Origin of the sequence: Sphingobacterium sp. xlx-96, from assembly GCF_011007365.1 — a bacterium.
In the GTDB taxonomy this organism is placed as follows: domain Bacteria; phylum Bacteroidota; class Bacteroidia; order Sphingobacteriales; family Sphingobacteriaceae; genus Sphingobacterium; species Sphingobacterium luzhongxinii.
The window spans coordinates 47,092-67,436 of record NZ_WFKM01000016.1; the positions used below are offsets into that span (position 1 = coordinate 47,092).

The following is a 20,345-nucleotide window of genomic DNA, read 5'->3' on the forward strand; positions in this document are numbered from 1 at the left end:
GAATGGGAAACTTTGATTTAAGATATCGAAAGAATTTTGGTCTACTAATAACATTCTTGGTCTTGGTTACTGTCTTGTTTGTCACTTCGGCCTTCTTTGCGCGCAAGATGACAACAAATTTTGTCGAGACAGAATTCAATAACAAGAAAGTTGAGGTTTTCGACGAATTCATCAAACCATTTAATGATTTTTTTACCCAAAAAGTTCCGGAGATATCCTATTATCAAGGGTATATTGACTCTGCACAGGCCGCTGAGTTTTCAAATACCGTATTACGACGTTATCCCTTCGTAAGTAACGTTAATTTTTTTGATGTCGTATTCACCAATAGAGACACCTTAGGCAAAGGTCTTCGCTTTAATAATTTAGGGATTTCCTTGCGCAATTCGTATAGTTTCAAATTGAATTCGGAAAATCGCTTTATGGGCCTACATCAAAGCTCGGATGATTATAAAAATCACGCAGAGGATTTTAACAATATGATGCTCAAGCTAGCTGGATTTTTGGACCGGGTTTCCGATTCCACCAGATTGACAGACAATGATATTTATAAAGTATTCTACACACTTCAACCAGGCAAGATCTCCTATTTGAATATTCCACGTATGTCGGATATTATGGCCTATAAGACAATGATGCGTTTTAATGATCTCCCCAAGAGTGACTATGAGCAGGATTTGTTCGTTTTTTCGATAGAGCCTCGGAAAATGGCTATTACCAACAAACATCCAAATCTATACGAAGAGATCGTTATAAAGCCGGTGGTGGATCCGTATGTGGACGAGCATGTAGCATATCTCCGGACAGAATTAGCTCTGCCTGGAGCTTTGTCGGATTATAAACTTCAATTTGATACATCCCGTGAGTTTATTCAACGCGATATCAATCGACGTTTTTTTCCTGTTATGATCGGACTGTCATTAGTTTACTTAATCCTCTTGACGGTAGGTTATCTGATCTATAGAAATGTAATGATCAATAGCCGGTTGTACCAGCTACAATATGATTTTATCAATAACCTGACCCACGAATTTAAGACCCCTGTTAGTGTTATCAAGATTGCCGGAAATAATATCAAGAGTGCCGAAAAACTGTCGGATGTAGAGCGAAATATGTACGGGCGTATCTTGGACCAGGAAGCTGATAAGCTTAATGCGCTGATGAATAAGCTGCTTTCCTTTGCGCAGATTGAAAATAAATCCATTAAGTTTAACGGTGAGTATATTGAGCTGAATGAGTTTTGTCAGCATATGTTTGATGCTACGCATTTAAAATATCCTGATTTGACATTAAATTACGAAATTGACGTCAAGACGGAGATGTATGCAGACCCTGTTCTATTAACCAGTGTTTTTCAGAATCTGATAGATAATGCTTACAAGTATTCTGCACCTGATCGGAAGATTTTGGATATCCGTGTTCAACAAAACAAAAAAAATTTTGTTATTTTATTCAAAGATCACGGAATCGGTATAGATAAGAAAGAATTTAATAGTATTTTTAAAAAGTTTTACCGAGTCAAGAATCAATTTAACCAACAAGGGAGTATTGGTTTGGGGCTTGCATTTTGTAAAGAGATTACTGAGTTTATGAACGGGGAAATAAAAGTGGATAGCCAATTGAATGTTGGTACGGTTTTTACACTTAGTTTCCCAATAGAAGTTAAAAAAACATAAATTATGGAAAAAGATATTACGGTTGCAGTTGTTGAAGATGACGAAAACTTGCGTTTTTTAGTGAGTCATCGTTTGCAAACTGAAAATTATAAGGTTGTACAAATAGGCAACGGGTTGGAAGCGGAAAAGTTGATTTTGGAACTTCAACCTGATATCGTATTGTTGGATTGGATGCTGCCAGGTAAAGAAGGTATTGAAGTGTGTGAAGCGGTACGTAAAGAAGGTTTTGAAAACATCATTATCATGATGACAGCCAAATCACAGGATGTAGACAAAATAGACGCTTATAGTTACGGGATCACCGATTATATTACAAAGCCTTTTAATATGGATGTTCTTGTCGCTATGATCGAGAACAAAGTACGCTTCTTTGTTCCTAAAAGCAGCAATAAGGATATACATGTCTTTGGCAGTACGGAGCATCATCCGCAGATTCATTCCTTAGTTCGGGACGGTCGTAAAATTGAGTTGACGATTTTAGAGAACAGGATTTTATTACATTTTCTGCAGAATATGGGGAGGGAGATTACACGTGAGGAACTTATGGAAGTCGTGTGGGGGTATAGTTCCAATGTAAATACCCGTACATTGGATATGCATGTGGTTCGTTTGCGTAAAAAAATAGAAAATAATCCCGATAAGCCTACTTATCTCCAAACGGTCAGGGGCTTAGGTTATAAATTTGTTGACGAAGAATAATGTGCTTTATTTGGATAATTAAATCGTTTTAATTATCTTCGTCATTATCGAGCAAGACCACTCTTTCAAATACCGAAAGAGTGGTCTTGTTTCTTTTTTGTTAAGAGTTTAGTGTTTACTATTTAAGTTAATTGAATAATTATGGCGGAAGTAACTTATTACACAGAGGAAGGGTTAGCGAAATTAAAAGAAGAGCTACAGTACCTAAAAACTGAGGGAAGGGCTAAAATGGCCAATGCGATTGCTGAAGCGCGCGACAAAGGAGATTTGTCTGAAAATGCCGAGTATGACGCAGCAAAGGAAGCGCAAGGCTTACATGAAGCAAAAATTGCTAAATTAGAAGAGGTGTTGGCCAGTGCTCGATTGATTGATGAATCAAAATTGGATCTTTCCAAAGTATTGGCTCTTTCTATTGTCAAGATCAAGAATAAGAAAAACGGAGCTGAGATGACTTATCAGTTGGTGTCGGAGACTGAAGCTGATTTGAAAGCAGGTAAAATATCTGTTAAATCTCCAATCGCCCAAGGCTTGCTAGGCAAGTCTGTAGGTGATGTAGCAAAGGTTAACGTACCAGCAGGAGAGATCGAGTTTGAGATAATGGATATTTCTAGATAATATTTATATAGGTTATGTGCGGTTCGCCATAACCGCTCTCATAACTTTATTATTTTGAAAAGAGGACAATTGATCTATTGTCCTCTTTTTGATTTTAAGCATGTACAAAGGGATATTGGTCAACTTTCATTACAGTTTATACCAATACTTCTTGTAGGTTTTGTTATATTTGCTCATTGATCAACTTGAAAGATAAATGTCTACAATATTTTCAAAGATTATTTCGGGAGAGATTCCTGCATATAAAGTTGCGGAAAGTAACGATTATTTGGCATTTTTAGATATTTCACCTCTTACAGCGGGCCATGTGTTAGTGGTACCAAAGAAGGAAACCGATTATATATTTGATATCAGCGACGACGAATATATGGGGATGTGGGTTTTTGCCAAGATTGTATCCCAAGGTATAAAGAAAGTGATACCTTGTCGTAAAGTCGGAGTTGCCGTAGTCGGTCTAGAAGTTGCACATGCACATATACATCTTATTCCCTTGAATCAGGTTAGTGATATGAATTTTGAAAAGGCAAAATTGTCCCTACCTACCGAGGAAATGACTCGAATTGCAGAAGAGATCCGTCACGCTGTGGTCTCCATCACAAATGGTGATTAATTGTGATCTCTTCTGGTACCCTAACAAATTAATATGCAAGAATTTTTAGTGTCATTCCAACAGATAATGGACGCGGAGTACTTATTAAGTCATGGCGGGTTCTACATTGTTTGTTTAATAGTATTTGCAGAAACTGGACTTTTCTTTGGTTTTTTTCTGCCAGGAGATTATTTGTTGTTTTTAGCCGGGTTGTTCTGTGCTTTAGACAAAATTGATGTCGATATCACGACGATGTATCTCGGTATTTTGTTAGCTGGGATACTGGGTAATTTTGCTGGCTATTGGTTTGGGCATCGAACCGGGCCTATGCTCTTCAAACGAAAAGACTCGCTTATTTTCAAGCGTAAATATGTCGTGATGGCCGAAGAGTTTTATCAAAAATACGGTGGTACGGCATTAGTTATTGGACGGTTTGTTCCAATTATTCGTACATTTGCCCCAATATTTGCTGGGGTCGTTAAACTAGACTTTAAAAAATTTGTGCTTTATAATGTATTGGGCGCATTTATTTGGGTGTCTGTTTTGACGCTTTCGGGCTATTATTTAGGGGAGCTTTTCCCTTCTATTATCAATTATGTAGAGTATATTATCGTCGGTATGATTTTGATCGCATTCTTGCCGATTATTATTGCACTCATAAAACGTTGGTTAAAAAGAAAAAAAGAAAATAAAGAAACAAAATAAACAGTAATTATATTAATGAGTACACAACACCCTTGGCACCAAGTTTCTCCTGGAGAGGATCTGCCAAATTCCGTAAATGCTATTATTGAAATACCAAAAGGTTCTAAAGCGAAATATGAAATTGATAAAGACAGTGGCTTACTAAAATTGGATCGGGTTTTATTCTCGTCTGTGATGTACCCTGCCAATTATGGTTTCATTCCGCAAACTTACTGTGATGACAAAGATCCTTTAGATATTTTGGTTCTTTGTTCTGTAGATGTTATCCCAATGAGTCTTATTGAAGCTAAAGTAATCGGTGTCATGCATATGATCGACGGTGGCGAGCAAGATGATAAGATTATAGCTGTAGCGAAAAACGATATGTCGGTTAATCATATTAACGATCTTTCTGAGTTGCCTCCACATACGATGAAAGAAATCGTTCGTTTCTTTCAGGATTACAAAGCCCTTGAAGGGAAGAATGTTACGATAGAAAATCTGTACGGACGCACGTATGCTCAAAATGTTATTATGGAGAGTATCGAATTGTACAACAAAGAAATTAGAAACAAATAAAACCTAATGGCCCTCGATATTTTTTGGACAATTTTTTTAGTTTTTGCGAATGGATTTTTTGTTGCAGCAGAGTTTGCAATTGTAAAAGTCAGGGCATCCCAGATTGAGCTTCAGGCAAAGTCGGGTAGCAATGTGGCAAAAATTGCCAAAAGTATTACCGAGCATTTGGACAAATACCTAGCTGCGACACAGCTAGGTATTACTTTAGCTTCACTAGGTCTGGGATGGAAAGGAGAGGCTGTGATGACCCAGATTGTATCTCAGCTGTTTGGCTATCTACAGGTGGACGTATCACAGGGCTGGGCCAAGTGGCTCGGGTTTGCCATTGCATTTGGTACCATTACCTTCCTGCATGTAGTTTTAGGGGAGCTTGCTCCCAAGTCTATAGCGATACAAAAGCCTGTGGCTACGACAATGAAAGTAGCTGTTCCATTACGTGTTTTTTCTTGGGTGCTAATGCCTTTGATCTATGTGTTTAATGGATTTGCCAATTTCTTGTTGAGACTGGTCGGCATACATCCCCATCCCAATGATTCTACACACTCTTCCGAAGAACTTCAATACCTATTGGAGAAAGGAAAAGAGTCAGGAGCTCTCAATACGTCAGAGCACGAGCTTATTAAAAATGTCTTTGATTTTAACGAACGTATCGTAAAGAATATCATGGTACCCCGTACCAAGATTATCGCTGTGGAGGTTGATGATACGGCCGAGGAGTTCATAAATACCGTTACCGAAGAAGGGTACTCCCGTATTCCTATTTATGACGATAATATCGACCAGATCGTAGGAGTCGTACACACCAAAGATATCCTCCCATTACTTGTCAAAGGAAAAGAGGTGGTATTAAAAAATATCATGCGTAAGCCCTATTTTATTCCTGAAACCAAAAAAATCAATGATTTGATGACCGAGTTTCAACAAAAGCGTATTCAGATTGCTTTTGTACTGGATGAATTTGGCGGTACGGCCGGGATGGTTACGCTAGAAGACATCGTCGAAGAGTTGGTCGGAGAGATACAGGACGAGTACGATGAGGAAACACCCGTTGTAGAACGTATTTCTGAAACAGAGTATATGGTTGATGCCGGAGCCTCTGTACATGACTCGAATGGATATCTTCCGTTAGAGCTTCCTGAGAGCTCGGATTACGATACCATAGCTGGGTTGGTGAGTCATGTCTTTGAAAAAATACCTGACGTAGGTGAGTCAACAGAAGAGTTTGGTTATGTTTTCACGATTATGAAGAAAACACAACAGAATATCGAGTATGTAAAGCTGGATCTTGTAGAGACAGCCGAAGATGATGATAGTGAATAATGCATCTTTTTTATACCCCCCAGATAGAGCCCCATCATACTTCTTTTTTGCTGAGCGAAGAAGAAAGTAAGCATGCTGTACGTGTGCTCCGCTTGCAAGCAGGAGCGTGTATTTACCTTGTTGATGGCAAAGGAGGATTTTATAAAACTGAAATTATTGATGCGCATCCTAAACGTACAAGTTTAAACGTATTGGAGGTCCAGACGGCATACGGTGCTGTACCTTACCGATTGCATATGGTTGTAGCACCTACGAAGAATATGGATCGTTTGGAATGGTTTTTAGAGAAAGCTACCGAAATAGGGATTCAAGAGTTTACACCCATTATTTGCGAGCACTCCGAACGCAAAGAGGTAAAGGTAGAGCGATTAGAGAAAGTAGCTATTTCTGCTATGAAGCAATCGCTAAAGGCTTATTTACCCAAGATTAATCCGGCAATTTCATTTTCTAAATTTATGGCACAAGCGGAAGACTTTGACGGATTCAAAGGCGTTGCACATTGCGTAGATGCGGACAAGAAATATATATCGACAGCATTTACAAAGCAAAGTAATTACCTTTTGCTCATAGGGCCCGAAGGAGATTTCTCCGAAAAAGAAATAAGCCAGGCATTGGATGTTGGCTTTATCCCCATCTCTCTTGGAGAAGCTAGATTACGTACAGAAACGGCTGCTCTAGCTACGGTTCTCGAAATCTCGTTATTGAACCGTTAACGGATCAGTTCTGCATCCATTATCTGTATTTCTGCATTACCCTTTAAAGGTTCCGGATTGAATTTCATTTTACCTTTTATTTTGATAGGCTCTTCCGTGTATTTGATAGCTCCTTTTTTCATAAATACCTCCACCATTGGCGGGATACCGTTGGTGCCACAGAATTGACATTGTGCGATTGGGAGTACCGACAGCATAAATGTACTGTGATTACGTCCACTGGTCAAGGGAACGATATACCCCGGTAGATCCACAATTTTGTTTTCCAATTTTTTTAACTCAGGTGGATAGTGTGGCGTATATACTTTTTTGTTTCCTTCTGTGCTCACGCGATACATCATTTTGTCAATAGCTTCCCACGTATTATTCATCATAGGCGTATGATCGGGCACATTAAGGTTGGGATAGTCTTTAATTTGGGCATTACTAATCGCAGTGCCGAGTATCAGAAAATTTAATAGGAGAAGTATTCTGTTCATCTTTTTGTTTTTATTGTCGTTTCCGCTTCCTATTTAGAAGCTAAAGTTTTGGATATTGTCGTGTTATATGCTTTAAAAGCAGGGATCAAGGCTGCTATTACACCCAAAGCAATTGCAGCCAATAGGATCAGTAGTTCATTTGGATACAGCTTGAATGCCTCAATAAAATCGGCGCTCTGGCTGGTTTGGGTGCTTATATAATACAATATGCTATGTCCCAGTAAGAGTCCTATCAGACCACCGATTAAAGTAATCACTAAGCCCTCTGCAACCACCAAAGTAAATAACTTGGCTTTAGTAGCGCCCATTGTCCGCATGATAGCCATGTCGTAGCGACGATCCTTCAATGCGTTGTAGAGGCTAATAAAAACACTAAGTGCTGCAATCAACATGATCACATAGGCCAAAATTGCTAGTGAATCCAGGCCTACACCCAATAGGGAGAATATTCTAGAACTTTCTATTGCTGGCGATGCCGCCTGCATATGTGTACTCTGATTGACCAGCCGCGGCAAGACACCAATGGCAGCTGGAGAACTATATTTAACTAATAACGCAGTGATTTCTACACCGTGATCTTCGATCATATCCTGGCCTATACTTTTTACTAACCCCGGTTCTTCCAATTGCGGTTTTTCTTTGACAAGTGCTTCCTCTCTTTCTTCGTCATTCCGACTGGAGTGCAACGCAACGGAGGAATCTATAGACTTACCATTTGTATTATGACCGTGATGGTCATGATGCTCATGTTCTTCTGCGCTTTCGGTATTGGTTGCAGTAGCCTTGTTTTCTTCTATAGACTTTTCTTTTCCATCATGGCTATGGTTATGATCTCCATGGTCATGATGATTGTGGTCGTTATCATGATTACAATCCGGACCATGTATATGCTCTCCATCGTGAGCTATGCCATGAACCTCCCAGACACTTGCGAGGTTGGAGAGGATTAGATTGTCTACGACAGATCGAGCAGGCGATAAAATCCCCACCACCTTAAACGGATGATCATCATGCACATGAGCATCAGCCGATAGACCATGTGCACTATGTATCTCATCGCCGATTTTTAACTGGTGCTTACGTGCTACCTCAGCTCCGAGTACGATTTCGAAGCTTTTCGACCACAGCTTACCATCAGCCATCTTTAGTTCATACAATCCCATGAAGGAGGTATCTGTACCTATTATACGGTGCCCTTTATAGTTGTCACCCAACGAGATGGGTACGGCTAGTTGTACAAAGGGGTTCTCGGCTATTTTATTCGCTTCCGCGAGCGATATGTTGCCCGTTGGATTGTCGACATGATATAGACTGCTTAATATGAGTTGCATCGGACTGCCTTTGGCACCAATAACCAAGTCCACATTTTTACTGTTGTTTTCCAGCTGTTTCTCAAAGGTGTCTCCCGATATATAAATTACCAAAAGTATAGCAACACCAAATGCCGTTAATACTATACTTAATAGCGTAGCGCCCCATTGCTGGGTTATATTCTTCCAGACTAATGCAAAATTGTTCATATTATAACTGATAGGTATTGGCGAAGTTGTCTTTTATTCTTTTGTCGTGTGTAGCTATGAGTAAGGTTGCTCCAAAAGATGTAGCCGTATCTAATAGTAGTTCGAGTACATGCTTAGTGTTGGTATCGTCCAACGCAGCCGTAGGTTCGTCGGCAACCAACAGTTTAGGCCCATTGACTACAGCTCGAGCTATGGCGGCACGTTGCAGTTGTCCCCTACTCAATTGAGATGGGTAGCTATTCGTCTTATCCTTCAGTTGTAATTTATCTAAGATTGTTGCTATGGCATTTTTGTCTACTGTTCTTTTTGCTAAATGTTGCGCCAGTTCGATATTTTCTCCGATGGTCAGATTTTTTAAAAGGTGTGCTTCCTGAAATATAAAGCCAATGTTATCGGCACGGAAACGGTCGAGTTGACTTTCACTCAATTGATAGATATCTTGTCCATCAATAAAGACTTTTCCGTTAAAGGGTTTCGATAGCCCGCTTAGTAAATGCAGTAGTGTGGTTTTTCCTGTACCCGAATCGCCCAACAAGAGCGTATGTTGATGTTTCTCTATTTTGAAGTCAGGAAACTGAAGTTCGTGCGAGGGTAGATATTTGAACGTAAGATTTTCTGAACGTATCATGAATTTAATTATTCCTGCGGTGTAAAATTTCAACCTTAAAGGTATCGGAAATTGCTTACAATAGAAAATCTTAATGAAATTATTACAGGATTAAGCGCTATTCTTCTTAAAGAAAAGTTAATGTATCGGAAATAAAAGCAGGTCTATTGTAGTGTAATAGGGAAGCTTTACGGTTTGTTTGGGGGTGCTTAATAATTAATTAACACTAGGTTGAGGTAAAGGTAATTTGTCGGTAACATTGAATTAATATGTCCATTATACTTTTGTGTTAAATTAAAATTAATTCAAGTTGAAACTAAATTTAAACATTAAAAAGGCAGGTTTGCTAGTATTAGGTGTAGTAGCAGGCTCTGTTGTTTTCGCACAAAAGACAGATACCAAAGGAAATGTCTTGGGAAAAGAGGCGAATAAAAAAGATACGGTCAATACGTTGAACGCACAGCAGAAAAATAGCGCCTCGATAGCAGATGGAGTTTCAGCAAGTTCATCTGTTTTTGGTATTCGCGGTAAGGTGATCGACGTAGAAACGATGAAACCTATCGCAGGGGTCAGTATTTCCCTTTCGGACAATAGTAAAGTGACCTCGACCAATGCTAACGGTGAATTTATTATCCCGGTCAACAAAAAAGGAGAATATAAAATAGTAAGTAGCTATTTAGGATATAATAAGGAAACCACGCCGGTAGTTCTAGAAGCTAAAAACTGGGAGATGGTGAGCGTTGTATTAGTCAATGAATCATCGACGCTAGATGAGGTGGTCGTAACTCGTAGACGTGTACAGGCTAGCGAGTTTGCTTTATTAGAAGAACGCAAAAACGCTAACCTATTTGTAGAAAAGATCGGTTCGCAGGAGCTATCACGTAAAGGGGTGTCTGATGCAGCTGGCGCGGTAAGCCAATTGTCTGGCGTTTCTAGACAAGAAGGTTCGACGCAGGTCTACGTACGTGGATTGGGCGATCGTTATATCTCTACATCATTGAATGGTTTGCCAATACCAGCGAGTGATCCTAATCTGAAAAACATTGCATTGGATATATTCACAACTGATGTTGTTGATTACATTGGTGTCGATAAGTCGTATAATGCATCTTTGAGTGGAGATTTTGGAGGAGCAAGTGTTAACATCGGATCGAAAGATTTTAAGGGAGATCGCTTGTTTGAAGTTTCCGTAGGATCTTCTGTAAACACCAATGCACTACAGCAGTGGAATAAATTTTATTTGCAGGAAGGGCCTAATTTTTTCGGGTATTCAGATTATAAAGCACCAGAGGATGTAGAAGGAAGTTATCATTTCAAAAATGGTTGGGACCCTAAGAAGAAGACATTGCTTCCAATGAATTTTGCCGTAAAGGCAGGAGATTCCTTCAAAGTCGGTTCTGAGGGAAGAATGAGCCTATTTGCGATGGTGGACTTTGCGAATGGATACAATGCACGCGAGGGCGTGAACTCCAGTTTTAGTGCGCAGGGAGCACCATTAAAAGCCTTGAGCCAGTTCCAACAAAGCTATACGGCCAATACAACTGGAATGTTGAATGCCAACTATCAAATTAATGCCAAGCATAAATTGACGTATAACTTCATGTATGTCAATGCGGGTAATCAATATAGAGATGTGTTTTCTGGCTATATTAGAGATGCTGGAGTCGATGCCGAGGACTATCGTGGAACCATCAATCGTAGTACGTTTTCCAGTACGCAATTGTTTATTAATCAATTGTTAGGTAAACATACGTTGACGGATAAAATAGAATTGGATTGGGGATTAGCATACAATAATGTTAAAGGAGATATGCCAGATCGTTTGCAGAGTATGCATAGTGAGACTATTGGTGGAGACCATTATTTCATTCGAGTTAATGCAGGAGATAATCATCGGTATTCTCATTATCTTAAAGAGAATGAACTTGCTGCTAATATCGCTACATCGTATAAGTTAGGCGATAATAGAGGTAAACTAACCGTAGGTTACAGCGGAAAAATTAAAGAGCTTTCTTTTAACGTCATGCAATTGAACTTTAATATTTTGGACGGACAGCAGAATACCACCAAAATAGATCCTTCTAACCTAGATCAATACCTCGGAGCTTCTGGTTTTGGTTCATTTTATAATCTTATCGGCTTAGCTGGGAATGCTTTTCAATATTATAATGGAGATCAAGATATTCATGCCGGTTTTGCAACAATGGATTATAAGTTGACCGATCGGTTGACAGGAGTATTGGGGATGCGCTATGAAAATATTAAGCAATATGTTGACTTCTATAGCATCGAGTATTCAAGAGATAAAAGCACGTTAACGAAAAATGGATTATTGCCGAGCTTGAATCTAAAGTATGAATTAAATGCTAAGAATAATCTGCGACTTGGAGCAAGTAAGACCTATACATTACCGCAGTTTAAGGAACGAGTGCTATTCTCGTATGATGATGTGACGCAGCGATTCTTTGGTAATCCACATTTGTATGCATCAGACAACTATAATGTTGATCTAAAATGGGAAATGTTTCCTCGTGAAGGAGAACTATATTCTGTAACTGGTTTTGGAAAGTATATTGAAAACCCCATCAATGAGATTGTCGTGTCATCAACATCGAATGATATCTCTTATGCCAATACCGGTGATAAAGGATATGTTTATGGTATAGAACTGGAAGCTAAAAAATATCTGTTGAATTTGACAAATGATAAGCTTTCTATTGGTTTCAATACCGCGATTATGAAGACGGATCAAAAGTTCAATCCAAATAAAGTGCTCACTGAAACTGATGGATTGATCAATATCGATCCGACTAATATTTCATCAAAATTTACTGGAGCGTCGGATTTTATAATTAATGCTGATTTATCATATCTGAAAAGCTTTGATGCTAACCGAAATCTTTCAGCAACCATACTTTATAACTACTATTCGGATAAACTTAATGCCATTGGTACAGGAGGACGTGGCAATCTGGTAGATAAGGGGCTGGGTACGTTAGATTTTGTTTTGAAGTCTAAATTGACTAGGCATTTAGGTGTTGATTTAGCGGCACGTAATATCTTCAACCCATCCTTCGAAAGATGGCAACAAAATGAAACGCCTGTGATGGTAATGTCTTATAAAAGAGGAGCATCGTTTAGCTTGGGTGTAAATTATAAATTTTAAGTGTTAGCTTAACAAAAAGCTAATATAGAGTTAATTATAAGTAAATAACAAACATCTTTCTTTGTACTATCGAAAGAAGAAAAAATTAAAATTAAAGAAATGAAAAGATCTACTTCTACATTGTTAATGCTCGCTTTACTTGCGGCTACTCCAACGGTTTTTACAGCTTGTAGCGATAAAGATGATCCTACTGAAATTATCGATACCGATATTCGTACAAATCTGCAAGGAGAAGTTAAGGACGGTCAACATCTAATATTAGAAAGCGGTACTTACAAATTGAATGGTCCGTTGATTGTGAAAGCTGGAGGAAAGTTGACGATCAAACCTGGCGTAATTGTAGAGGCAACTCCTTTTAAAGGCGGAGAAGAGATTCGTTATATTGCAGTAGCTCAGGGGGGACAGATTTTTGCAGAGGGAACTAAGGAAAAACCAGTAGTTTTTACCGCGGTAAACAAAACACAACAAGCTTGGGGTGGTATTGTATTGTGTGGTAAAGCTCCAATTAATAAGGGCGCTACTGCATCAGCAGAAGTTTCTTCATTAACCTATGGGGGTAACGTGGCTAACGATAATTCTGGTGTGATTAAATATGCTCGTATTGAGTATTCAGGTTATTCTTATAACACAGAAAAGGAGTTTAACGGTTTGTCTATGTTTGGTGTAGGTAATGGTACTACCATTGAGTATGTTCAGGTACACGAGGGTTCTGATGATGGCTTTGAATGGTTCGGTGGTACTGTAAATACAAAATACTTGGTAGCGACTGCTAATGAGGATGATCAGTTTGACTGGACTGAAGGGTGGAACGGTACAAACGAAAACTGGTATGCTAAAGAAGTGGCTACTAAAGGAAATAGAGGTATTGAAGCGGATAATAATTCAAATAACCATACTGCTGGTCCGATCTCTAATCCAACGATAAAAAACTTAACGTTAATTGGTCGTGGTAATGCGGGATCAGAATTTCAAGCAATGAAGCTACGTGTAGGGACTAAAGCCAATATTGATAACGTCGTATTGAGTAACTGGCAAGTTGGGTTTGACGTCGAGCATAATGAAGGTATTGCTTACGTCGGAGATGGTACGTTGAAAGTTACTAATGTTAAGTTCGATAATGTCGTTACGAAGTCAAAAGGAACAACAACTAGTCCTGGAAAAGATCCAGTAACAGGAAAAGATCTTCCAGGTTTACCAGCTGATGTATCAAAAATCTATACTGAGAATGCTAATGCTACAGGTGCTGGTGCCGGAACAGCTACGCCAGAGTGGGCTAAAGGTTGGACTGTTGGTTTGTAATCAATAGTTTCTTAATAAATACAAAAGGTCGATTCATGGAGTCGACCTTTTTGTTTTTATCTTGGCTATAATGAAATCATACCATGAGACATTCATTGAGACTAGTTTTATTGTTTTTGCTTGTTAGTCTACAAGCTGGTAATGCATATGCTCAAGCATTATCTATTTCCAAATACAAAAAGGAACCACTCATCACTGTGCAAAAAGGGTTAGCAATTTTTATGTTGAGTAGTAGGGGGGATCTGCTCTATGTCACCACCAAGGTCGCATCTGATCTTGATTTTTCATACAATTTTGATGGTCATTTATCAAAAGTGGGAGACAAGGATGTCTCTTACAATTTTGATGGACTGTTAGTTCGCTTTGGAGAAATTAGTGTTGACTATAATTTTGAGAGAAAAGTGAGGGAAATCGACGATATACATATCGACTATAATTTAGATGAACAAATAAGAAGTTTTGGAAATGTTGATATAGACTATAATCTAGATAATAAGATACGTCGGATCGGAGAAGTTGAAATAGACTATGACATTCATGATCGCGTTTGGAGATTTGGAAAAGAAGATATAGGGTATAATTTAGATGATAAGGTTCGGCAGTTTGGTGAACAGCATGTGAGTTACGATCTGAATGGACGTATTCGTGAAATCGGAGAGAGTCGTTTTGATTATAATCTTGATGGATCGCTCCGTTCTGTTAAAAAAAGTTCGAGCAACATAGTAGAACAGGATATTATGTGGTATTATAATATGATTCAGCAATTAAATGGGGACTAGGATGAGCGTTGTTTTGGAAATCATTTTGTGTTGATATCATTGATTCTAAAAATTTAGGTAAATCGACTATCTCTTTTTTCTTATTTTTTGTCAACAATCTGTTTTGCTAGGAGCATAGCGTATTGCATATCAGGTATTCCATGCCCATAAGGAAGGATTGGTAAAGAATATCTGTCGGCAGATTTCAGTATCACGTCATACAACTCCCTATTGTTTAATTCTGGGTACGCTTGCCACAAGCAAGCGATCAATCCCGTCATAATTGGAGTACTAAAAGAAGTCCCATAGCGATCGGTAGATATACTTCCATCAGGCTCGACAAGATAAACTGGTGTTCCAAGAGATACCACCTCAGGTTTGATACGCCCGTCTTTTGTCAAACCAAAAGAGGAGAATCCAGCTATTGCGGAGTTATGGCTGACCGCACCCACCGCTAATATAGAGCGTGCATCAGAAGGTGGAGATACCCATCTTGATTTATTTCCGGCCGAGGTGACTATAAATATTCCTTTTTCAAAAGCTATATCTACTGCACGACTAGATATGGCTGTCTTTCCATCCGTATCCTCAAAGGTATATTCCTCGTTAGAACTTTCAAAATAGTCATAACTTAGCGATATATTTACTAGACTGACACCAGCGCTATCTGCGTATTCCAATGCATTCACCAAGTAATCCTCTTCCACCCGAAATTCTGTAGCCTTATCATCTGTGCTGAATAGCCAATAATCAGCCTCTGGTGCGGTACCAATATATACAGAAGGCTTGTTAACTGCCATCAAACTTGCTACATTAACACCGTGCTTATCCAATAGGTAGGGATCAGGTTGTTCAAAGATGAATGATTTGACTTCCTTGATCTTGCTGTTTGAAAATAATGGATTTATATCAAGTTTTTCATACCCTCCATCAATAACACCAATGGAGATTTTGTCCCCCTTAAACCCCTTTTGATGTAATACGCCGCCATTATTCAATACAATATTATTCCAGGATGCCATATATTTCTCTTGATCAAAAGAATATGATTCCGTATTCTGCTGTATGATAGGTCCCGTAGATGTGTGTACGCTAGTAGGCAAATTCTTCTCGCTATATTGGCTCCAGACCACTTCCACATCCTTCACAAACGTAAGTTTACGGTACCTATCCATCAGGAGGACATCGTTGCAATGGACAACTACGGTGTTCAACCATTTACTTTTCGCTACTACGACACCGCCGATCTGCTCCAGTTGTTTCAAATAGTCTGGCGAAATAGGTAGATCAGTCTCTGTAATTGAAATCCCTTGTCGATCCCTTCGCTCAATCGATCGCTTTGAAAGAAACTCTGTAGGCCGTCCTATATTATAGTTAGATTTTCCTTTGTCTCTGAGCGTTATTCGGAATTTGTAGAGTTTCTTGTCCCATACCGTTACCTTACATCTAGTCTCACCTTTACCATCACGCGATTTGGCTATGACGACCGTTTCTCCGGCCCACAATCCTTTCACCCAACCTTCTTTACTCACGGTAGCGATCCGTTCGTCGACCGAAGACCAATCAAACAACGAGGGGTCGAGGATCTTTCCGTGCTGTGATAGCTGTAACTGTGCTCCCGTAAGATAACTTTGCTGTATACTCAGCTCATTGGGAAGGATTTCTATCGCATCTGGGAGAGGTTCTAATTGTTTTGGAGTATCTTTTTTACAAGATATAGTTAGTGTCAGCAAAATAATATTTGTGACTAGGCCCCATAAAATTCTTTGCATATTTATAATTGAATAACGATAATGTCTAAAGGTATATTTATAAGTATTCGCTTGTAAAAATATTTGATCAATGTGTTGTTATCGTTTTATCAAGGTTATCATATGTTTAAGTTAAACAGTCACTAAAAAAAGAACCTGTCCATCCCGTAATATTGAGGTTTGTCCGATATGAAGATCGCACTTTATATTCGCCGATAGCATTACTTGTCGATATTGATCTGTCTTGTTAGTTCACAGTTAGAAATATGCTGACATTTTCCTGTATGACTTCTCTTTTACAACGGTCTTATCCTGTATAGGTATAATATATGTCTTTTAGATATCTTGAGCTACGCTGGATATGGTGACCGCTCAGTTTTCAAGTTTGTATTGGGATAGGGGTAATTTTTTAAAAGGAGAAACCGTGTATATGCTTGTTGTTTTTCTTATGGAGATCAACTTTATGGCTTTGGAATCTATTAACGAATTACTGTAAATGTAAAGACCGATCAGGTAATTTTATCTGATCGGTCTTTAATCTTTATAAAAGCTTCCTTTTTGGGAGATTTTATTGCAAACCTCTTTTGGATCAGCCTAGGAGGGAGCGTATATATAGCTTTCTCGGGGCAAAATATCTAGATAGTTTGATAGATGATGTATTTATAATACATGCATCTTATGGAGACATTCTGCATAGATATCAATAATCCCATGATTAAGATAAATTACATCTCTTTTGGAAGATTTATTCGCACTAATATTTAAATTAGGCATCCTTAACAGATGTAATCGATAGTCCCACTTTAATTTCTTTTCTAATATTTTTAACGAATTGATAATTATGAGTTAATGATATGTTTATTGCAAAATAGTTTTTTTGATAAACTAAAATTATAAATATGAGATCTGTTTTGTTTGCGGTATTCATTTTTGAATATTGGTGTTCAACAATTATTATTTTGACTGAAAATTGTGTCTCTTAAATTGAGCCTTCGATACTATTGAGCCGAAAGATGATGTGTACCCGATGTTTATAACCTAAGATGGAATAGAAAGCTATTAACTATAAGGGATAATTATGTTGCCTGTTAGACATCTAATTTTAATCTTATCTATTTCATTTTATTTTAATTGGATCTCTCAAGGGGTTAGTCGTGAATGTATCGAGTTTTGTATTCAGGATTCATCAAGATATGAATTTAGTCTCGCCAAGAAACCTAGCAACAATTTAATAAAAAAAATTGAACTTAATCATCAGTATTCATTGAGTTCATTTGATTGGTCTATCGCAGGGAACCAGAACAACCCTAATGTGTTATCAGAGTTGAATTGGAGAAATCTTAGGTCGTACGGGGTGCAGGCAAATATTGCGATGCAAGTTAGTAAGGTAATAAGACCCCTCTTTTCAATTGTTATTGAAAAGAACTTTAAAGGAATCGCATCTGATATTGATTATGCTGAGGATGATCGGGTAGGAATCCGCTATCAAAAAGATTTCGATAGCAAAGCAGGGTATTATAGTAGACTGTCCCTGTTACATCCTATAACAGAGTGCGGGAACTTTTTAGTGGGATTATCATCTTCTTTTCAAAAGCTGAATCTATTTCATGAGAATATAGGTCAAAGTAGTTTTTACAGAGCTGCATGGTTTGGGTTGGAAGGAAAATCAACAAATACAATTTATAACAAAAGGAGGTTTTCTGTGTATTTGGATAACCATATCAGGCTGTCAAGATATATTGCCAAAGCCAACTGGATAGGTAGAGCAGATCTTAAGCAGCCTGATAGTTTCATGCATTATACATACACTGGTGAACTTCAAAGTTCAGTCAGGTTTCTTTATAGGCTATGTAGAAACCTTTCACTTGGAGGCGGAGGACTATTTCAATTTCAAAAATCTCTGAAAGGATATGACTTATTATTCTTTTCTAATGGAGACGTTGCAAAGACCCAATTAAATGGTGTTAATGGCCGTCGGTTAACATGTTTTTTATCAATTAACATAAAATTATAACGTATGAGAATCAAGTTTTTAGGCTTAGGTGCCTTAATACTGTTAATGACAGTGAGTTGTAAAAAAGATCTTAGTAACCTAGTGGAGACACAGCCACGTTATGCCGACGCAGGAGATGGGGATTTGGATGTGTTGGGATATGGCTATGATATGCAGGGAGACTATACATCTTATACTGCAGCAAAAAGAAGAGTTATAGATGTTCGAAAAATGCGTACCAGTAGACCTTCAAAAATAGATGAACGAATAACAAATAGGCAGTATTTTGAAGGCAGAAGTGGATCTGATTTTAATGAATACACAAAAAGCCATTCTATTTCTGTTAAAGTAAATGGAGGTGTTAAAGTATTTGGACTGAAATTATTTGATTCAGAGTTACGTACAAAATTTGGTGACTCGTCGACTAGCTCTTCAACATTTTCATTTGCTACTATAGATATGATGGTTGAAAAGAAAACATTAGAAATTTTAGATGATGATTACATGGATATCAAGACTAATTTTTTGGATCAAGATTTTGTTAATGATTGTAATACACTTTCCGCTCAAGACCTGGTAAATAGATATGGTTTAGGAGTACTCAAAAAGATGAAACTAGGAGGAAAATTATCGGCAAGCTATCACAACCAATCAAATTCAGGTAATAAAAAATCTGACGTCGAAGCGGGGGCAAAGGCTAGTTTTCAATTTTTGTTTAAGTTCACTGTTGATTTTACAGGAAACTGGAATTCTTCAAGTTCTTATAGCACGAACAATCAACTTTTAAAATACGAAACAGTTGGAGGAAGCCCAGGACATTCAATAGTTGGTTCCTCTACTCTAGGTTCTCCCTCGAATATAGATGTTAATAATTGGTCTAGCACTGTAAAAACTGAAAATAGTTCATTAATAGGTTTTTACGATGATAGTTTTATTTTGCTTAGTGAATTAATTCCGAATGCTGATAAAGCTTCACAAGTTCGTGAGCTTATTTATGAAAAATTAGGACTTATCAGTTATGTTTATGCATCTAATGGTAAATTGCTCGCAAAGATATGGGGAAGCCCGAATTTGGATGATTATGCTTTTTCCTCTTTTGAGATTTTAAATGCAGCTGGATATAATAGCCATAATGAAGCAGATTATATTATGTCTCATAATGTAGTCTTAAATACAGGTGGTACTACATATGATAATGAATCTTCCTATACTGGTGATTATGCTTATAAGTTTTCCGAGTGGGAAGCACCTAGAACAATAGGTGTTGAAAAGAAGAATTTGAATCCAGCGCTCAGGTATAAGGTTGTATATAAATACAGCTCTTGGACTAGCAAACCAATCCCTAACTTTAGTAGTTATCAAATAACATCGTTGCCACCAGCAATGTGGAATGATGACGCGTGGTATCAAGCAACTAAAACTATCTCTGGTGTTACCTCTTTTGAAGAGTGCTGTTTTGTTGGTAAGATCGTTGATGATTATGTGGTGTATCCTGAAGGAAGTAAGGTAGAACTATATATTTACGATCGGGCTACGGGAAATGTAAAACAAACTTTAGTTTTTGATTAGTAATAAACATCTGATACTTATCTAACTATAAAGTCAATTAGAGTTTGGAATAAATACCTTCCGGTTTTTCATTTAGACGGGGAGAGCATGCCGAGTGAAATATACTTTTTATTCGGCATGTTTGGTCATCCTTACAGTTTTTTACCGCCAGTACTCCACTAATATAAATACAGTCCCAGCTCCCTGTGACGGTCTGACCAGCATCTGAAGCAGAGAAAAATTGCACATAGCCAGCAATCTTTCCTAATGCTTGAATATTTCTAACCTGTCTAGTTTGATCTTGTCCTAGAGCATTAAAAAAACTACAAGAAAAAAACACTAGTGCAAT

Annotated in this window: 17 protein-coding genes; 13 read left to right on the forward strand and 4 right to left on the reverse strand. The window is 38.1% G+C overall.

Translation table 11 applies throughout. The features are described 5' to 3' along the window. The first annotated feature begins 2 nt into the window (after nt 1-2). From G7B20_RS18545 to G7B20_RS18580, 8 genes are all read left to right on the forward strand, one after another. Nucleotides 3-1,676, forward strand: a complete 1,674-nt coding sequence (locus tag G7B20_RS18545) for a sensor histidine kinase (protein ID WP_164112918.1) — start codon at nt 3-5, stop codon at nt 1,674-1,676. A 3-nt stretch (nt 1,677-1,679) separates the two neighbouring features. Next, nucleotides 1,680-2,375 (forward strand): response regulator transcription factor, encoded by a 696-nt coding sequence (locus G7B20_RS18550; RefSeq protein WP_164112919.1) that lies wholly within the window; start codon nt 1,680-1,682, stop codon nt 2,373-2,375. Nucleotides 2,376-2,516: 141 nt separating this feature from the next. Then, on the forward strand, nt 2,517-2,990 hold the full coding sequence (greA, locus tag G7B20_RS18555; protein ID WP_164112920.1) for a transcription elongation factor GreA: 474 nt from the start codon (nt 2,517-2,519) through the stop codon (nt 2,988-2,990). 196 nt (nt 2,991-3,186) lie between these two features. After that, nucleotides 3,187-3,600 carry an HIT family protein gene (locus tag G7B20_RS18560; protein WP_164112921.1) on the forward strand — a complete coding sequence of 138 codons (414 nt, stop codon included), beginning with the start codon at nt 3,187-3,189 and terminating at the stop codon, nt 3,598-3,600. A gap of 33 nt (nt 3,601-3,633) precedes the next feature. Then, entirely contained in the window at nt 3,634-4,284 is a 651-nt protein-coding gene (locus G7B20_RS18565; protein WP_164112922.1) for a DedA family protein, read from the forward strand. A 15-nt stretch (nt 4,285-4,299) separates the two neighbouring features. After that, on the forward strand, nt 4,300-4,842 hold the full coding sequence (locus G7B20_RS18570; RefSeq protein ID WP_079645170.1) for an inorganic diphosphatase: 543 nt from the start codon (nt 4,300-4,302) through the stop codon (nt 4,840-4,842). A 6-nt stretch (nt 4,843-4,848) separates the two neighbouring features. Continuing rightward, on the forward strand, nt 4,849-6,162 hold the full coding sequence (locus G7B20_RS18575) for a hemolysin family protein (protein WP_164112923.1): 1,314 nt from the start codon (nt 4,849-4,851) through the stop codon (nt 6,160-6,162). Further along, nucleotides 6,162-6,875, forward strand: a complete 714-nt coding sequence (locus tag G7B20_RS18580) for a 16S rRNA (uracil(1498)-N(3))-methyltransferase (protein WP_164112924.1) — start codon at nt 6,162-6,164, stop codon at nt 6,873-6,875. The genes G7B20_RS18575 and G7B20_RS18580 overlap by 1 nt, the downstream gene beginning before the upstream one ends. Here G7B20_RS18580 and G7B20_RS18585 read toward each other — a convergent pair. Genes G7B20_RS18585 through G7B20_RS18595 form a run of 3 tightly spaced genes read right to left on the reverse strand, consistent with a single transcriptional unit; the run spans nt 6,872 to nt 9,502 of the window. Then, nucleotides 6,872-7,354 (reverse strand): hypothetical protein, encoded by a 483-nt coding sequence (locus tag G7B20_RS18585; protein ID WP_164112925.1) that lies wholly within the window; start codon nt 7,352-7,354, stop codon nt 6,872-6,874. The two genes, G7B20_RS18580 and G7B20_RS18585, sit on opposite strands and share 4 nt — an antisense overlap. 29 nt (nt 7,355-7,383) lie before the next feature. Then, nucleotides 7,384-8,874, reverse strand: a complete 1,491-nt coding sequence (locus tag G7B20_RS18590; protein ID WP_164112926.1) for an ABC transporter permease — start codon at nt 8,872-8,874, stop codon at nt 7,384-7,386. A gap of 1 nt (nt 8,875) precedes the next feature. Further along, on the reverse strand, nt 8,876-9,502 hold the full coding sequence (locus G7B20_RS18595; RefSeq protein ID WP_164112927.1) for an ABC transporter ATP-binding protein: 627 nt from the start codon (nt 9,500-9,502) through the stop codon (nt 8,876-8,878). A gap of 289 nt (nt 9,503-9,791) precedes the next feature. Here G7B20_RS18595 and G7B20_RS18600 point away from each other — a divergent pair, with 289 nt between their 5' ends. The 3 genes from G7B20_RS18600 (at nt 9,792) to G7B20_RS18610 (ending at nt 14,725) form a co-directional block, all read left to right on the forward strand. Next, nucleotides 9,792-12,647 (forward strand): TonB-dependent receptor, encoded by a 2,856-nt coding sequence (locus tag G7B20_RS18600; protein WP_164112928.1) that lies wholly within the window; start codon nt 9,792-9,794, stop codon nt 12,645-12,647. A 99-nt stretch (nt 12,648-12,746) separates the two neighbouring features. Next, the gene (locus G7B20_RS18605; RefSeq protein WP_164112929.1) at nt 12,747-13,946 is read left to right on the forward strand and encodes a hypothetical protein; all 1,200 of its coding nucleotides are present in this window, start codon (nt 12,747-12,749) and stop codon (nt 13,944-13,946) included. Nucleotides 13,947-14,029: 83 nt separating this feature from the next. Further along, the gene (locus G7B20_RS18610; RefSeq protein WP_164112930.1) at nt 14,030-14,725 is read left to right on the forward strand and encodes a hypothetical protein; all 696 of its coding nucleotides are present in this window, start codon (nt 14,030-14,032) and stop codon (nt 14,723-14,725) included. A gap of 80 nt (nt 14,726-14,805) precedes the next feature. Here the strand turns inward: G7B20_RS18610 and G7B20_RS18615 are convergent, their stop codons facing one another. Further along, nucleotides 14,806-16,476: a S8 family serine peptidase gene (locus tag G7B20_RS18615; protein ID WP_164112931.1), complete on the reverse strand. Its 1,671-nt coding sequence runs from the start codon at nt 16,474-16,476 to the stop codon at nt 14,806-14,808. A 1,057-nt stretch (nt 16,477-17,533) separates the two neighbouring features. On the opposite strand from G7B20_RS18615, the gene G7B20_RS18620 reads away from it, so the two are divergent. Together G7B20_RS18620 and G7B20_RS18625 are read left to right on the forward strand one after the other, a co-directional pair. Continuing rightward, complete coding sequence (locus G7B20_RS18620; protein ID WP_164112932.1) at nt 17,534-18,469, forward strand: hypothetical protein; 936 nt, start codon at nt 17,534-17,536, stop codon at nt 18,467-18,469. 3 nt (nt 18,470-18,472) lie between these two features. Next, a complete protein-coding gene (locus tag G7B20_RS18625; RefSeq protein ID WP_164112933.1) occupies nt 18,473-20,017 on the forward strand; it encodes an MAC/perforin domain-containing protein in 1,545 nt (514 codons plus the stop codon). The last annotated feature ends 328 nt before the right edge of the window (nt 20,018-20,345 follow it).

Excerpts from the sequence above, each read along its gene's own strand:
- G7B20_RS18605 (WP_164112929.1), top strand. The coding sequence starts at position 12,747 with ATGAAAAGATCTACTTCTACATTGTTAATGCTCGCTTTACTTGCGGCT.
- G7B20_RS18575 (WP_164112923.1), top strand. The coding sequence starts at position 4,849 with ATGGCCCTCGATATTTTTTGGACAATTTTTTTAGTTTTTGCGAATGGA.
- G7B20_RS18570 (WP_079645170.1), top strand. The coding sequence starts at position 4,300 with ATGAGTACACAACACCCTTGGCACCAAGTTTCTCCTGGAGAGGATCTG.
- G7B20_RS18585 (WP_164112925.1), bottom strand. The coding sequence starts at position 7,354 with ATGAACAGAATACTTCTCCTATTAAATTTTCTGATACTCGGCACTGCG.
- G7B20_RS18580 (WP_164112924.1), top strand. The coding sequence starts at position 6,162 with ATGCATCTTTTTTATACCCCCCAGATAGAGCCCCATCATACTTCTTTT.
- G7B20_RS18595 (WP_164112927.1), bottom strand. The coding sequence starts at position 9,502 with ATGATACGTTCAGAAAATCTTACGTTCAAATATCTACCCTCGCACGAA.
- G7B20_RS18545 (WP_164112918.1), top strand. The coding sequence starts at position 3 with ATGGGAAACTTTGATTTAAGATATCGAAAGAATTTTGGTCTACTAATA.
- G7B20_RS18590 (WP_164112926.1), bottom strand. The coding sequence starts at position 8,874 with ATGAACAATTTTGCATTAGTCTGGAAGAATATAACCCAGCAATGGGGC.
- greA (WP_164112920.1), top strand. The coding sequence starts at position 2,517 with ATGGCGGAAGTAACTTATTACACAGAGGAAGGGTTAGCGAAATTAAAA.
- G7B20_RS18625 (WP_164112933.1), top strand. The coding sequence starts at position 18,473 with ATGAGAATCAAGTTTTTAGGCTTAGGTGCCTTAATACTGTTAATGACA.
- G7B20_RS18565 (WP_164112922.1), top strand. The coding sequence starts at position 3,634 with ATGCAAGAATTTTTAGTGTCATTCCAACAGATAATGGACGCGGAGTAC.
- G7B20_RS18620 (WP_164112932.1), top strand. The coding sequence starts at position 17,534 with ATGTTGCCTGTTAGACATCTAATTTTAATCTTATCTATTTCATTTTAT.
- G7B20_RS18550 (WP_164112919.1), top strand. The coding sequence starts at position 1,680 with ATGGAAAAAGATATTACGGTTGCAGTTGTTGAAGATGACGAAAACTTG.
- G7B20_RS18610 (WP_164112930.1), top strand. The coding sequence starts at position 14,030 with ATGAGACATTCATTGAGACTAGTTTTATTGTTTTTGCTTGTTAGTCTA.
- G7B20_RS18560 (WP_164112921.1), top strand. The coding sequence starts at position 3,187 with ATGTCTACAATATTTTCAAAGATTATTTCGGGAGAGATTCCTGCATAT.
- G7B20_RS18615 (WP_164112931.1), bottom strand. The coding sequence starts at position 16,476 with ATGCAAAGAATTTTATGGGGCCTAGTCACAAATATTATTTTGCTGACA.